Genomic DNA, 13,550 nt, shown 5'->3' on the forward strand with positions numbered 1-13,550 from the left:
CTGAGTTGGGGTTATCGCTAACTCAGTGAGAAGGCTATCTGATGATTGATGTTGCAGGCCGCACCTTGAGTCCTGAGTTTGTAGGAAGTAAATAGGCTGTTTCCTAAGATGATGTCGCCAATAAGAGCAAGGCGAGTCGGTAGTTTCGCGGTATTGCTCGCCGAGGATGGGTGGGGTGTAACGGCCTGATCGCGAGCAGGGCTCGCTCCCACTTGCAGGTTTGGCTGCAATGCCTTGTGGGAGCGGGCCGGGCTGGGTCAGAAGTCCCAGCGGGTGGTGACCATCACGTTGCGCGGGTCGCCGTAGTACGCCGTGTTATAGAAGCCGATGTTGGTGTAGTAGTACTTGTCGAACAGGTTGTTGACGTTCAGCGCGGTGGAGAGGTGGTCGCTGATCTGGTATTTGGCCATCACGTCCACCAGCCAGTAGGCGTCCTGGGAGAACTCTTCGTTGCGGCCTTTGGGGCGGTTGTACACCTCTTGCCAATTGCCGCCCTGCCAGCGCGCGCCGCCGCCGAGGGTCAGGCGATCCAGTGGGCCTTTGAAGCGGTACGAGGTGTAGAAACTGACCTGGTCCTGAGGCTCCCAGGTGGACAGTTGCGCGCCATGTTCGTCGCGGATCAGTTTGTGGGTGTAGCCGGCCTGGGCCTGCCAGCCTGGCGCCAGTTCGCCGGACATCTCCGCTTCAAAGCCCTTGGTGGTGGCTTTCATACCTTGGGTGGCGTAGTCGAACGAGGGGTCGGTGGGCGCCGCGTTGTACTCGGTATCCGGTTCGGCGCGGTTGGTTTCGTGGATTTCAAAGTAGGCCAGGCTGGTGTTCAGGCGCCCCTCGAGGAACTCGCCCTTAATCCCCACTTCGTAGTTTTTGCCTTCGTCCGGTTCCAGCAGTTTCTGGTTGCGGTCGCGGTTGTAGACCTGCGGCATAAAGATGCTGGTGTAACTGGCGTAGGCGGTGAAGTTGTCGTTCAGGTCGTAGGTGAGTGCGGTGTAGGGCACCAGTTTGCCGGTTTCGGTGGAGTCGTTGCTGCCGGTCAACCAGTAGTTGGCCACGCGCATGCCCAGGAACAGGTTCAAGTCATCCGTCAGGTTGAAGCGGGCGGTGGTGTAGCCGGCGGTCTGGCGGGTGGTTTCATCGATGATGCGCGTAGGCTTGCCCCAGTTCGGCTCGGGGAAGTTGCCGTCGAAGTGCCAGAAGTCCACCACCTTATTGCCGTTGACGTAGGTGGGTTTGCCGTAGTCCTTGCCGTTCCAGTGGGAATTGGACGCGGAGGCGCCGACCACCAGTTCATGCTCGCGGCCCAGCAGGCTGAAGGGGCCGCTGGCGTAGATATCGCCGGAGTCGGAGCGGGTGTCGCCGGTGAACTTGTTGGCGTAGATCGCCGACAGGCCGGTAGCTGGGTCCGGGCCCAGTTCCACGGAGCCCAGGGGCGCGTCATAGCCGTTGAGCTGGTGGGTGTATTGGCCCTTGACCACCCAACCATTGGCGAAGCTGCGTTCAAGGGTGGCGAAGACGCTTTGGGTGTACTGCTCCCATTTGCTCCATTTCGCGCCGTTGTTGTACGAGCGGCGCACGTCCAGGCGTTCGCCCTTGCGGTCGAACAGGTTGCGGCTGCCGGACCAGCCCGCGCTGGTGGGGTCGCTGTTCTGGTAGTCGGCGCCGATGGTCAGCAGGGTGTCTTCACTGAGGTCGGCTTCCAGCGTGGCGAAGTAGACCTGGGTCTGGCGCTCGTAGCGGTCCATGAACGAGTGCTTGTCCTGGTACGCCGCCACGGCGCGGCCGCGCAGGTTGCCGGTTTCGGTCAACGGGCCGCTGACATCGACCTGAGAGCGGTAGTTGTCCCAACTGCCGGCGCCCAGCTCGACGCTGGCCTGGAACTCGCGGGTGGGCTTTTTGCGGATCAGGTTGATGGTCGCCCCCGGTGCGCCGGCGCCGGTCAGCAGGCCGGTGGCGCCCTTGAGGATTTCTACCCGGTCGTAGATGGCCATGTCGCTGAGGGTCTGGCCCGAGGAGTAGGCCGAGTTGCGCAGGGTGGGGATGCCGTCGTACTGGAAGTTTTCCACCGAGAAGCCGCGGGCGTAGTAGTTGTTGCGCTCGCTGTCGAAGGTGGAGACGGTGATGCCGGGGGTGTGGCGCATCACGTCGTCGATGGAGGTGAGGGCGAAGTCGTCCATGTTCTGGCGCGTGACTACGGTGATGGACTGCGGCGTTTGCCGGGGCGTGAGTACCAGGCGCGTGGCGGTGGCGATGGTGCCCGGCGTGTAGGAGCCGCTGCCTTCGGTGATGGTGCCCAACTGGTTGGCGGTGACCTGGGTGGCGCTCAGCGCCAGGGTGCCGGCCGCGGGCGGCAGGCTTTCCAGGGCATAGCCATCGGCGCCGGCGCGGGCCACCAGGCCGGTGTCGCCCAGCACTTGGGCGAAGCCCTCAACCACGCTGTAGTTGCCGCGCACGCCAGGGCTGGTGAGCCCGGCCACTTGCCGCGACTCAAAGGCAATCGGCGCGCCGGCTGCCTGGGTGAAGCGGCTCAGCACTTCGCCGAGGGGGCCGGGGGCGATGTCGAAGGTCTGGACTTGCTGTTGCGCGTAGGCAAGGGCCGGCAACGCTAGCGGCAGGCAGCCCAGCAACAGGCGGCTGGCCAGCAGCAGGCCGCCACGGGTAGGGGTTGAGGACATGAGGTCGGTGCTCCTTTGGATGTTGGCCAAGGGGAGGACGCGGCAAAAGCGCAAACACGCAATCGCTATTGAAAATTATTCTTCTTTGGGTTTTTTCAGCGATACCCGGGTGAGCCACGGCGTGTAGGTGCGTACTTCAATGGGCAAGGTGCGCGCCAGCAGGCGCAATGCGCGGTCGCTGTCGTCGGCAGGTAACAGCACCGTCACCCGCAAGCCTTGCAGTGCCTGGGGGTTGAACGACAACAGCCCCGGGCGATGGCGGGCCAGGCGTTCGAGCACCTCGGCCAAGGGCTGGTCGTTGGCCAGCAATTGATGGTGGTTCCAGGCCTGTTGCAGCGCGACGGGGTCGATGTTCTCCACCTTTCCCGGCCCACGGGCATCGAAACGCACACTCTGGCCGGGGCCCAGGGTCAGGGTTTGCCCGGCGCTGTCGATGAGGGTGGAGGATTCGAGCATCTTGACCTGGGTGGCGCCGTTGCTCAGTTCCACGATAAAGCGCGTGCCCAGGGCGCGGATGCTGCCTTGGGGCGTGTCGACATAGAACGGGCGCTGGGCGTCCTTGGCCACGTTCACCAGGATTTCCCCATGCAGCAACCTCACGCGGCGTTGGTCGGCGTCCAGGCGCAGGTCCACGGCGCTATCGCCTTCCAGTTGCAGGGCGCTGCCATCGGCCAGTAACTCCTGGCGCCATTGGCCGCGGTCGGTGCTCAGGTCTGCCACCAGATAGCCGCGTTCGCCGTACTGGTAGGCGGGCACGGCGGCGAGGCCCAGCAGCAGGGCCAGGGCCAGCGGCTTGATGACGTTGGTGCGCGGCTGCCGGGTGCGGCGCAACGCGGCCCGCGCCGGGGCCTGGGTGAGCGGCGCAAGGTGGCCCTGGAGGCGGGCGATGCCTTGGGGGTGGCGCGGGTCGCTGGCCAGCCAGGCGTTAAAGGCCTGCTCGGTGGCGGCATCGGCGTGATGATCCAGGCGCACCAACCACTCGGCGGCTTGGCGCAGTACATCGGGCGACAAAGGCTGGCTCATGGCTGGATGCACGCATCGCACGCCAGCAAGGCTTCCACCAAGTCATGCTGCACCGTGCGCACCGACACCCCGAGGCGTTCGGCAATCTGCACCTGATCCAGGCCTTCGAGGTGGCGCAGGGTGAAGCTCTGGCGGATGCGCGGCTTCATCTGCGACAACGCCCGGTCAATCGCCTCCAGCACCTGCGCGGCGTGCAGTATCTGCTCCGGCGACGGTGCCTGCTCAAGGTACGCGGCGCAACGCTCAAGCTCTTCGCGATAGGCCTCTTCCAGGCGCCGCCGACGGCCGCTGTCCATCATCAACCGCCGTGCCACAGTGGCCAGGTAAGCCCGCGGCTCACCGGGCGCGACATAAGGACCGGCGGCGAGCAGGCGGGTGAAGGTGTCCTGCGCCACATCCGCCGCTTGATGGGAGCAATGCACACGGCGGCGCAACCACTTCAACAACCAACCGTGGTAGCCGCGATACAGGGCGTCGAGCGTCGGCACTTCGGTGGGCGAAGCGGGTTTCATGAGATGAATTCGTAAGTGGGAATTGATCTTATTCTAGAGGGTTCAAACGGGGAGCCGCAATGGGCAGGTGCTTTGGGGGATTTGCTGGAGGGCGGGGGAAGTTAGAGAAAAGGGGCAAAGCAGAAACAAGAAAGCCCGCACGAGGCGGGCTTCTTGTTGGTTCGATGAACACCTTGCGATGTCATCGAACCGGTACTTGGTGGCTACACAGGGACTTGAACCCCGGACCCCAGCATTATGAATGCTATGCTCTAACCAACTGAGCTATGTAGCCAAGTGGCGCGCATTATTCGCCCGTAACGTAAAAGCGTCAAGCGCTTTTATTAAAAATTTATCTACGCTATCAACCATTTATCAAAATCCCCGGGTTTTTGGGCGAACCCGGGGATTTGTCGTATTCGGGGATCGGGCATTTTGCTTGGTGAAAGTCGTTAGCAGGCTAAGGGGATGGCGTGTGTGCACATAAAAGTGGCACATTGTCGCATCGCAAGTGTTCACTCCTCTGTTGTCGGAACCGCTCATGGCTATCAGTAACCCCCAAACCAGCGCGAGCGCGGCGCCTGCTGCGCCGCAAAGCAGTCCCTTGGTGATGCGCATCATTGGTGCCGTGGCCCTGGCCCATTTGATTAACGACTTGATTCAGTCCGTGCTGCCGTCGATCTACCCGATGCTCAAGGACAGCCACGGCCTGACCTTCACCCAGGTCGGCTTGATTACCCTGACGTTCCAGCTCACCGCCTCGTTGTTGCAGCCGTGGGTCGGTTATTACACCGACCGCCATCCCAAGCCTTACCTCTTGCCGCTGGGGATGGTCAGTACCCTGATTGGTATTTTGATGCTGTCCCAGGTGGGCAGTTTTGCGATGATCCTGGTGGCATCGGGGTTGATCGGGATTGGATCTTCCACTTTCCACCCGGAGGCGTCGCGGGTGGCGCGGCTGGCGTCTGGCGGGCGGTATGGGCTGGCGCAGTCGACTTTCCAGGTCGGCGGTAACGCAGGCTCGGCGTTTGGGCCGTTGCTGGCGGCGGCGATCGTCATTCCGTTTGGCCAGGGCAATGTGGCGCTATTTGCCTTGTTCGCGGTGTTCGCGCTGTTCGTGCTTTACCGCATCAGCCACTGGTACGCGAGCCACTTGAACCTGTTCAAGCTCAAGCAGGGCCAGGCCGCGACCCATGGGTTGTCGAAGGGGCGGGTGTGGTGGGCGCTGGTGGTATTGGGGTTGCTGGTGTTTTCCAAATACTTCTACATGGCCAGTTTCACCAGTTATTTCACTTTCTATTTGATCGAGAAATTCGACCTGTCGGTGGCCAGTTCCCAGTTGCACCTGTTCCTGTTTCTCGGCGCGGTGGCGGCGGGAACCTTCTTTGGCGGGCCTATTGGCGACAAGATCGGCCGTAAGGCGGTGATCTGGTTCTCGATTCTCGGTGCGGCGCCGTTCACCCTGTTGCTGCCCCATGTGGACCTGTTCTGGACCAGCGTCCTGAGTGTGATTATTGGTTTTGTCCTGGCTTCGGCCTTCTCAGCCATCGTGGTCTACGCCCAAGAGCTGGTGCCGGGAAATGTGGGGATGATTGCCGGGGTGTTTTTCGGCCTGATGTTCGGCTTTGGCGGCATCGGCGCGGCGTTGCTGGGGCATTTGGCGGACATTCACGGTATCGAGTACGTGTATTTTCTCTGCTCGTTCCTGCCGCTGCTGGGGATTTTGGCGATCTTCCTGCCGCGCACCAAAAAAGCGCAAACCCTATGATTGGTTAGCCTCACGGCGAGCCAAGTAACGAGAAAGCCGCGCAGTGTCGCGGCTTTTTTGTGGGCGGCTTTTCGGCCGATCTGCCGGTAAAAGCGGCGAAAACCTGAGAGTTATCACAATAAAACTGACTCAACGCCACCTGCTCGCGATAGGAGATGTGTCAGGTTTTTGTAAGGTTTTACTCAATTATTTTTATAAATGATTTTGATTTGCATTACACTTGCGGCCCTTCGATGCACTGCAACGGTGCATCACGGCGCAACAAGGACAGTTTGTAATGAAGAAACCTCCCTGCCTTTTCAATTCTCTTTTCCTCACCGCCGGTGTGTTGCTTGCCGCGCCGGCGCTGCATGCAGAGGAAATTGGCGAGGTCGAGACCCCGAAAGTGACCGAGCTGGACACCTCGTTTGTGACGGCTTCGGGCGGGGCGACCGACCTGCGTGATGCCCCGGCCAGTGTCAGTGTCATCACCCGCGAAGAAATCGAGCGTCAACCGGTGTATGACCTCAACACGCTACTGCGGCGCATTCCAGGGGTGACTGGCGGTTTCGGGCCGGTGGGGGAGCAATCGAAAATCAAACTGCGGGGCCTTGACGACAAGTACACCTTGATCCTGGTGGATGGCAAACGCCTCGGCGGCTCCGGCGATTTGAGCTACCGTCGCGACCTGGCGCGCCAGGACCTGAACTGGATTTCGCCGAACATGATCGAACGCATCGAGATTGTGCGCGGGCCGATGTCGTCGCTTTATGGCTCGGACGCCATGGGCGGGGTGATTAACATCATCACCCGCAAAGTGTCGCGGACCTGGAGCGGTTCGACCAACGTCAACACTACGATTCCCGAAGACTCTGACCGTGGCCAGACCACCCAGACCAGCCTCAACCTGTCCGGGCCATTGACTGACTCTCTGGGCCTGCGCCTGGGCGCCAACCTCACGCGTCGCGCTGCCGACGAAGTGGAGGCGCGCCGCGACAAGACTGGCGAGTTCATGTACGACGACGGCGCCGGCGGCTCGAAGGATCACAGCCTCAACGCGTTGCTCGATTGGCGCCTCAACGACGAGCAGAGCCTGTCGTTTGAAGCGGTGCACGGGGTGGAGCGTTCCTGGGGGAGTAAGAAAACGTTCGGGGAATGGAATGAAACGGTCGCTGGCCAGTTTGGCGCCGGGCGCCTGATCCGCGACAGCTACACCCTTTCCCACACCGGGGATTGGAGTTTTGGTACGTCGAAAGTGGACATGTACCTCAACAAGTTCAAGAACGACATCGACTGGGGTAAGGCCAGCGCCGAAGAGAAAATCGTTGAAGGCAACCTCAATATCCCGTTCGAGTTCGTCCTCAATCAGCGCCTGACCGTAGGCGGGCAGTGGAAGCGCGAAGAACTGACCAACACTGACACCCTCGGCACCGTGCCCGTGGACTACCAAGGCGCTGCCGTGGCCGGCTCCACGCTCAAGAGCGATTATTCGGCGGCGTTTATCGAAGATGAGTTGTTCCTGCTCGACAACCTGGCCCTGACCCTGGGCAACCGCTTCGACCACAGCGAAGAGTACGGCAACCACAATAGCCCGCGGGCGTACCTGGTTTACCATCCGCACCCGGATTGGACCGTGCGTGGCGGTGTGTCCAAGGGCTTTCGCGCGCCTAGCCTGAAAGAAGGCAGCGCCGGGGCGGCCACCGAGTCGGGCGGGCGCGGTTGCGGCTCGCTCAAGCCTTTGGGCTACACCACCGGCAGTTGCTGGATGGCCGGCAACCCGAACCTGACGCCGGAAACCAGCGTGAACAAGGAAATTGGCGTGTCCTTCGACCGCGACGGCTGGGAGGCGGGCCTGACCTACTTCCACACCGACTTCGAGGACAAGATCGAGTACGCGCCACTGGGCTTCTATGAGGGCCGCTGGTGGACCATGCTGGAAAACGTTGAAGAGGCGCGCACCCGTGGCTGGGAAGGCTCGGTTCGCGTGCCGTTGAGCGATTCGCTGGACTGGCGCACCAATGCCACCTACATGCTGGAGAGCAAAAACCTGTCCACCGGCGAAGACCTGATAAGCGCGCCCAAGCTGTCGGCCTTCAGCGCCATCAACTGGCAAGTCAACGACCGTCTCAATACGGAATTTTCGGCCCAGCATGTGGGCAAGCAGCGGGGCGTGGGTAATGACTTCGTCAAGTCCTACACCACCTACGACCTCACCGCGAACTTGGCCGTGACCAAATGGCTGACCTTGAATGGCGGCGTGCAAAACCTGTTGGACGAAGACTTGCGCGACGGCTCGACGACGTTCTATGTGCCTGGCCGAGCGTTCTTTGCGGGGGCGACGACCTACTTCTAAAGGCTGGGGCGAGGCCCAGGTGCAAAAAAGCCCGGCATGCCGGGCTTTTTGGTGTCTCGCGTAAAGCGGGGGCGCTTACACGTTGAAACGGAAGTGCATCACGTCGCCGTCCTTGACGATGTAGTCCTTACCTTCCAGGCGCCATTTCCCGGCTTCTTTCGCGCCGGCTTCACCCTTGAACTGGATGAAGTCGTCATACGCGATCACTTCGGCGCGGATGAAGCCTTTCTCGAAGTCGGTGTGGATCACGGCAGCGGCTTGTGGTGCGGTGGCACCGACGCGCACGGTCCAGGCGCGAACTTCTTTGACGCCGGCAGTGAAGTAGGTCTGCAGGTTGAGCATTTCGTAGCCGGCGCGGATCACGCGGTTCAGGCCAGGCTCTTCGAGGCCCAGGGCTTCGAGGAACATGTCTTTTTCTTCACCGTCTTCAAGCTCGGCGATTTCCGCTTCGATCTTGTTGCACACCGGTACCACAATGGCGCCTTCTTCCTCGGCAATGGCCTTGACCACGTCGAGCAACGGGTTGTTCTCGAAACCGTCTTCGGCCACGTTGGCGATGTACATGACCGGTTTGGTGGTCAGCAGGTGGAAGCCGCGGACGATCTGCTTCTCGTCGGCGCCCATGCCTTTAATCAGGCTGCGTGCCGGTTTGCCCAGAGTGAAGTGGGCAATCAGTTGCTCCAGCAAGGCCTTTTGCGCGACGGCGTCTTTATCGCCACCCTTGGCATTGCGGGCCACTTTCTGCAGTTGCTTCTCGCAGCTGTCGAGGTCGGCGAAGATCAGTTCCAGGTCGATAATTTCGATGTCGCGTTTCGGGTCAACGCTGTTGGAGACGTGGATCACGTTCTCGTCTTCAAAGCAGCGGACTACGTGGGCGATGGCATCGGTCTCGCGGATGTTGGCGAGAAACTTGTTGCCCAGGCCTTCACCTTTCGACGCGCCCGCCACCAGGCCGGCGATATCGACGAACTCCATGGTGGTCGGCAGCACGCGCTCGGGGATCACGATGGCCGCCAGGGCATCCAGGCGCGGGTCTGGCATCGGCACGATGCCGGTGTTCGGCTCGATAGTGCAGAAGGGGAAGTTCTCGGCAGCGATACCGGATTTGGTCAGGGCGTTGAACAGGGTGGACTTGCCGACGTTAGGCAGGCCGACGATGCCGCAGTTGAATCCCATGGTGTTCCCCTAGAAGTTAGAGTCAGGCCTTCTGGGTGTGCAGATTTTTCATCGCGCGGTTCCATTCCCCGGCGAGGATATCCGGCAGCACGCCGAGGGCAAAGTCGATGCTGGCATCGAGTTTTTCCTGTTCGGCGCGTGGCGCACGACCCAGGACGAAGTTTGAAACCATACTGGCCACGCCTGGGTGGCCAATGCCAAGCCGCAAGCGGTGAAAGGTATTCTGATTGCCCAGTTGCGCGATGATGTCGCGCAAACCGTTGTGCCCGCCATGCCCGCCGCCTTGCTTGAGCTTGGCAACGCCGGGAGGCAGGTCGAGTTCGTCGTGAGCCACCAGGATTTCTTCAGGCGTGATGCGGAAGAAACCGGCAAGCGCCGCCACGGCTTGGCCGCTGCGGTTCATGTAAGTGGTGGGGATCAACAGGCGAACATCCTGACCCTGATGCGAGAAGCGTCCGGTCAGGCCGAAATACTTGCGGTCGGCCACCAGGTTGGCACCTTGGGCGTGGGCGACGCGCTCAACAAAAAGGGCCCCTGCGTTATGCCGGGTCTGTTCGTATTCGGTGCCTGGATTTCCCAGGCCAACGATCAGTTTGATGGCAGTCACGATAGGGGCCCTTCCTTGGAGTGGTGGATAACATCGCCGGGTGTTGAACCCGCGGCGAAAGTGGACGACAAGTGCTCATTTACCATTATGTAAACTCCGCGTTCTCGCCCGCTTTCTCGCTACGTTCCAGTCCGCGATGTTACCTGGTCACTCCGGCGTACAGAGTGGATTACTCTGCAGCGCCTTCTTCAGCTTCTGGAGCAACACGTGGAGCGTGAACGTTGGCAACAGCCAGGTCGTTACCGTGAGCCAGAGCAACAAACTCAACGCCTTTAGGGGCTTTGAGGTCGGACAGGTGAATGATCGAGCCGATTTCGGCGTCAGCCAGGTCGACTTCGATGAATTCAGGCAGGTCTTTTGGCAGGCAGGAAACTTCGATCTCGGCCACTACGTGGGAGACTTCGCCGCCTTTCTTGATCGGAGCCGCTTCACCAACGAAGTGAACTGGAACGATCGCGGTCAGTTTCTGACCTGCAACAACGCGCACGAAGTCTGCGTGCAGCACGTGGCCTTTGGCCGGGTGGCGCTGCAGAGCCTTGATGATGACGTTTTGCTTGGTGCCGCCAACGTTCAGCTCGATGATGTGGCTGTAGGCCGCTTCGTTTTCGAGCAGTTTGGCAACTTCTTTGGCCAGCATGCTGATGGATTCAGGGGCTTTCTCGCCACCGTAAACTACAGCTGGAACCAGGCTTGCGAGACGACGCAGGCGGCGGCTCGCACCTTTCCCCAGGTCGGAACGCACTTCAGCATTCAGAGTAAAATCGTTCATGTTGTATCTCCAAAATAACCACATTCGCCCCAGCGTTTGCGACCAGCGCTAAAGGCGATATGGGCAAAAAAGCCCCGCCCCGACAGGAATGCCGGGGCGGGGCGCTTTTCGTCATCGAGATGATCGCGTGAGGGCAGGGCCCTTAGCGGAACATCGCGCTGATCGATTCTTCATTGCTGATGCGGCGAACCGCCTCGGCAACTACCGGCGCGATATCCAGTTGGCGGATACGCGAGCAGGCTTGTGCTGCTGCGGACAGCGGGATGGTGTTGGTCACCACTAGCTCGTCCAGCATGGAATTTTCGATGTTCTCGATTGCCCGACCCGACAGCACAGGGTGTGTGCAGTAGGCAAAGACTTTGGCTGCGCCATGCTCTTTCAAGGCTTTGGCCGCGTGGCACAGGGTGCCGGCGGTATCGACCATGTCATCGACCAGAATGCAGGTACGCCCTTCGACATCACCGATGATATGCATCACTTCGGAGTGATTAGCTTTCTCACGGCGTTTGTCGATGATCCCGAGATCCACGCCCAGGGATTTGGCAACGGCCCGTGCACGCACGACACCACCAATGTCCGGGGACACGATCATCAGGTTTTCAAAGCGCTGGTCTTCGATGTCATCCACCAGAACGGGGGAGCCGTAGATGTTATCTACCGGAATGTCGAAGAAACCCTGGATCTGGTCAGCATGCAGATCGACCGTGAGAACACGATCGATGCCGACTACGGTAAGCATGTCAGCCACGACTTTCGCGCTGATAGCTACACGTGCGGAACGCGGACGGCGATCCTGGCGGGCATAACCAAAGTAAGGAATTACAGCAGTGATTCGAGTCGCTGAGGAGCGGCGGAAGGCATCAGCCATCACGACGAGTTCCATCAGGTTATCGTTGGTCGGAGCACACGTCGGCTGAATGATGAAAACGTCTTTACCGCGGACATTTTCATTAATCTCAGCGGTGATCTCGCCGTCGGAAAACTTACCGACAGAAATGTCACCGAGTGGGATATGCAGCTGACGTACGACACGCCGAGCCAGATCGGGGTTAGCGTTCCCCGTAAAGACCATCATCTTGGACACGCGCAGTACCTGAAGGCTGAGGGTATACCTGGATGAGTATAGGAAAATGGCAGGGGCGGCTGGATTCGAACCAACGCATGGCAGGATCAAAACCTGCTGCCTTACCGCTTGGCGACGCCCCTGTATCTGTTGCAACGAGTACCCAGTACTCGGTTCCTTTAGAGCAGACTTTGCAGCTTGCGATGCAACATCGAAACGTTGCTTCCTTTCGCGACAAACCCTGTAAGGGTCTCTGTAAGAAGGGCCGAGACTTTATCAGCTTCAGCTTTGTTTGGGAAGCCCCCAAACACACAACTTCCAGTTCCGGTGAGTTTTGCTTCGGTAAATTTACCTAGCAAATTCAATGCGTTACGTACATCTGGATAACGCCTTGCTACCACCGGTAAGCAGTCATTTCGACTGTTTCCCTTGGGAACGGGGCGCACTTTAATGGGAGGAGAGTTACGTGTCAACAGCGGATCTGAAAAAATTTCTGCTGTACTTACAGATACTTGCGGCACAAGCACGACATACCAGGGTTCTTCGGGGTCTACGGGGGTGAGTTTTTCTCCCACGCCCTCGGCGAAAGCCGCGTGGCCACGCACGAAAACCGGGACGTCTGCGCCCAAAGTCAGGCCCAGTGCGGCGAGGCGATCCTCATCCCAACCCAGTCGCCAGAGGTGATTTAGGCCCAACAGCGTCGTCGCGGCGTTGGAGCTGCCGCCGCCTATTCCGCCACCCATGGGCAGGATTTTTTCGATCCAGATATCGATTCCCTGGGTGCAGCCGGATTGTTCCTGGAGTTTTTTTGCCGCTTTCACGATCAGGTTACTGTCGTGGGGCACGCCCTCGAACTCGGTGTGCAGGGCAATGACGCCGTCATCGCGCACGGCGAAGGTGATTTCATCGCCATAGTCGAGGAACTGAAACAGGGTTTGCAGCTCATGGTAGCCGTCTTCACGGCGACCCAGGATGTGCAGCATCAGGTTGAGCTTGGCCGGCGAGGGCAGCGTCAGGCGCGTAGCAGTCATGTCATTGCCCCAGTGTGCGAGGCTGCCAGTCCTTTATCACTAACGTGACGTCGAGGTCGGGGCCGTGCAGTTTGATGCGTTCGGGCAGCCAGAAGGCGCCTTCCTGGGTGTATGCCAGGTATTCGACCTGCCAGCCATCCTGCTCGAGGGTGGCCAGGCGACTGTTGGCGTCCAGGCTCAAGCGGCTTTTGGAAGCGGGCGCTGGCAGGCCGCGCACCCACCAGACCAGGTGGGAAACCGGCAGTTTCCAGCCCAACTGTTCTTCCAGCAGCGTTTCGGGGTTGGGTGCCTCATAGCGGCCCTGGTTGGCCACCTCGAGGGAGACTTGCCCCGGGCGCCCGGTCAGGCGTGCTGCGCCGCGGCCCAGCGGCCCGGAAAGGCGGATGTCGTAGTAATCCTGGCGTTGCAGCCAAAACAGGGTGCCGCTGCCCGAGTCTTTCGGGGCGCGAATGCCGACCTTGCCGCTGATCTGCCAGCCGTCGAGGCTGCTCAGTTGCTGTTTGTGGGTGCGCCATTGCGCAGGGTCGCCGCGACCCTCCACGGATTCACGGGGGCCCAAGCCCGCACAACCGGCGAGCAGGGCGATAAGGCTGAAAACGATAACGTGGCGCAAAAACATAG

At 60.3% G+C, this 13,550-nt stretch carries 11 protein-coding genes and 2 tRNA genes; 2 read left to right on the forward strand and 11 right to left on the reverse strand.

The window, feature by feature from the left end:
* Positions 1-257 precede the first annotated feature (257 nt).
* From AC19YR_RS14635 to AC19YR_RS14650, 4 genes are all read right to left on the reverse strand, one after another.
* On the reverse strand, positions 258-2,669 hold the full coding sequence (locus AC19YR_RS14635) for a TonB-dependent siderophore receptor (protein ID WP_500599003.1): 2,412 nt from the start codon (positions 2,667-2,669) through the stop codon (positions 258-260).
* 75 nt (positions 2,670-2,744) lie between these two features.
* Positions 2,745-3,692: a FecR family protein gene (locus tag AC19YR_RS14640; RefSeq protein WP_500599005.1), complete on the reverse strand. Its 948-nt coding sequence runs from the start codon at positions 3,690-3,692 to the stop codon at positions 2,745-2,747.
* Positions 3,689-4,204 carry a sigma-70 family RNA polymerase sigma factor gene (locus AC19YR_RS14645; RefSeq protein ID WP_095107786.1) on the reverse strand — a complete coding sequence of 172 codons (516 nt, stop codon included), beginning with the start codon at positions 4,202-4,204 and terminating at the stop codon, positions 3,689-3,691. Before AC19YR_RS14645 ends, AC19YR_RS14640 begins: the two co-directional genes overlap by 4 nt.
* A 197-nt stretch (positions 4,205-4,401) precedes the next feature.
* Positions 4,402-4,478 (reverse strand) — tRNA-Met (locus AC19YR_RS14650).
* 246 nt (positions 4,479-4,724) lie between these two features.
* Here AC19YR_RS14650 and AC19YR_RS14655 point away from each other — a divergent pair.
* Both AC19YR_RS14655 and AC19YR_RS14660 read left to right on the forward strand, forming a co-directional pair.
* On the forward strand, positions 4,725-5,951 hold the full coding sequence (locus AC19YR_RS14655; protein WP_500599007.1) for an MFS transporter: 1,227 nt from the start codon (positions 4,725-4,727) through the stop codon (positions 5,949-5,951).
* 277 nt (positions 5,952-6,228) lie between these two features.
* Entirely contained in the window at positions 6,229-8,283 is a 2,055-nt protein-coding gene (locus AC19YR_RS14660; protein ID WP_095107788.1) for a TonB-dependent receptor domain-containing protein, read from the forward strand.
* A 75-nt stretch (positions 8,284-8,358) separates the two neighbouring features.
* Here AC19YR_RS14660 and ychF read toward each other — a convergent pair whose 3' ends face one another.
* From ychF to lolB, 7 genes are all read right to left on the reverse strand, one after another.
* On the reverse strand, positions 8,359-9,459 hold the full coding sequence (ychF, locus tag AC19YR_RS14665) for a redox-regulated ATPase YchF (protein ID WP_095107789.1): 1,101 nt from the start codon (positions 9,457-9,459) through the stop codon (positions 8,359-8,361).
* Between the two features lie 22 nt (positions 9,460-9,481).
* Entirely contained in the window at positions 9,482-10,066 is a 585-nt protein-coding gene (gene pth / locus AC19YR_RS14670; RefSeq protein ID WP_095107790.1) for an aminoacyl-tRNA hydrolase, read from the reverse strand.
* Positions 10,067-10,235: 169 nt separating this feature from the next.
* Positions 10,236-10,835, reverse strand: coding sequence for a 50S ribosomal protein L25/general stress protein Ctc (locus tag AC19YR_RS14675; protein ID WP_095107791.1), 600 nt, complete (start codon positions 10,833-10,835; stop codon positions 10,236-10,238).
* 142 nt (positions 10,836-10,977) lie between these two features.
* On the reverse strand, positions 10,978-11,919 hold the full coding sequence (locus tag AC19YR_RS14680; protein WP_003208392.1) for a ribose-phosphate pyrophosphokinase: 942 nt from the start codon (positions 11,917-11,919) through the stop codon (positions 10,978-10,980).
* Positions 11,920-11,966: 47 nt separating this feature from the next.
* A tRNA-Gln gene (locus AC19YR_RS14685) sits at positions 11,967-12,041 on the reverse strand.
* Positions 12,042-12,077: 36 nt separating this feature from the next.
* Positions 12,078-12,929, reverse strand: a complete 852-nt coding sequence (ispE, locus tag AC19YR_RS14690; RefSeq protein ID WP_095107792.1) for a 4-(cytidine 5'-diphospho)-2-C-methyl-D-erythritol kinase — start codon at positions 12,927-12,929, stop codon at positions 12,078-12,080.
* Between the two features lies 1 nt (position 12,930).
* Positions 12,931-13,548 (reverse strand): lipoprotein insertase outer membrane protein LolB, encoded by a 618-nt coding sequence (lolB, locus tag AC19YR_RS14695; RefSeq protein ID WP_500599009.1) that lies wholly within the window; start codon positions 13,546-13,548, stop codon positions 12,931-12,933.
* Positions 13,549-13,550: the final 2 nt, after the last annotated feature.

Source organism: Pseudomonas sp. MF08817 (assembly GCF_059862705.1).

What these genes read in the sequence shown, in the direction of transcription:
- AC19YR_RS14635 (WP_500599003.1), bottom strand. Translation starts at nt 2,669, where the DNA reads ATGTCCTCAACCCCTACCCGTGGCGGCCTGCTGCTGGCCAGCCGCCTG.
- AC19YR_RS14640 (WP_500599005.1), bottom strand. Translation starts at nt 3,692, where the DNA reads ATGAGCCAGCCTTTGTCGCCCGATGTACTGCGCCAAGCCGCCGAGTGG.
- AC19YR_RS14645 (WP_095107786.1), bottom strand. Translation starts at nt 4,204, where the DNA reads ATGAAACCCGCTTCGCCCACCGAAGTGCCGACGCTCGACGCCCTGTAT.
- AC19YR_RS14655 (WP_500599007.1), top strand. Translation starts at nt 4,725, where the DNA reads ATGGCTATCAGTAACCCCCAAACCAGCGCGAGCGCGGCGCCTGCTGCG.
- AC19YR_RS14660 (WP_095107788.1), top strand. Translation starts at nt 6,229, where the DNA reads ATGAAGAAACCTCCCTGCCTTTTCAATTCTCTTTTCCTCACCGCCGGT.
- ychF (WP_095107789.1), bottom strand. Translation starts at nt 9,459, where the DNA reads ATGGGATTCAACTGCGGCATCGTCGGCCTGCCTAACGTCGGCAAGTCC.
- AC19YR_RS14675 (WP_095107791.1), bottom strand. Translation starts at nt 10,835, where the DNA reads ATGAACGATTTTACTCTGAATGCTGAAGTGCGTTCCGACCTGGGGAAA.
- ispE (WP_095107792.1), bottom strand. Translation starts at nt 12,929, where the DNA reads ATGACTGCTACGCGCCTGACGCTGCCCTCGCCGGCCAAGCTCAACCTG.
- lolB (WP_500599009.1), bottom strand. Translation starts at nt 13,548, where the DNA reads ATGTTTTTGCGCCACGTTATCGTTTTCAGCCTTATCGCCCTGCTCGCC.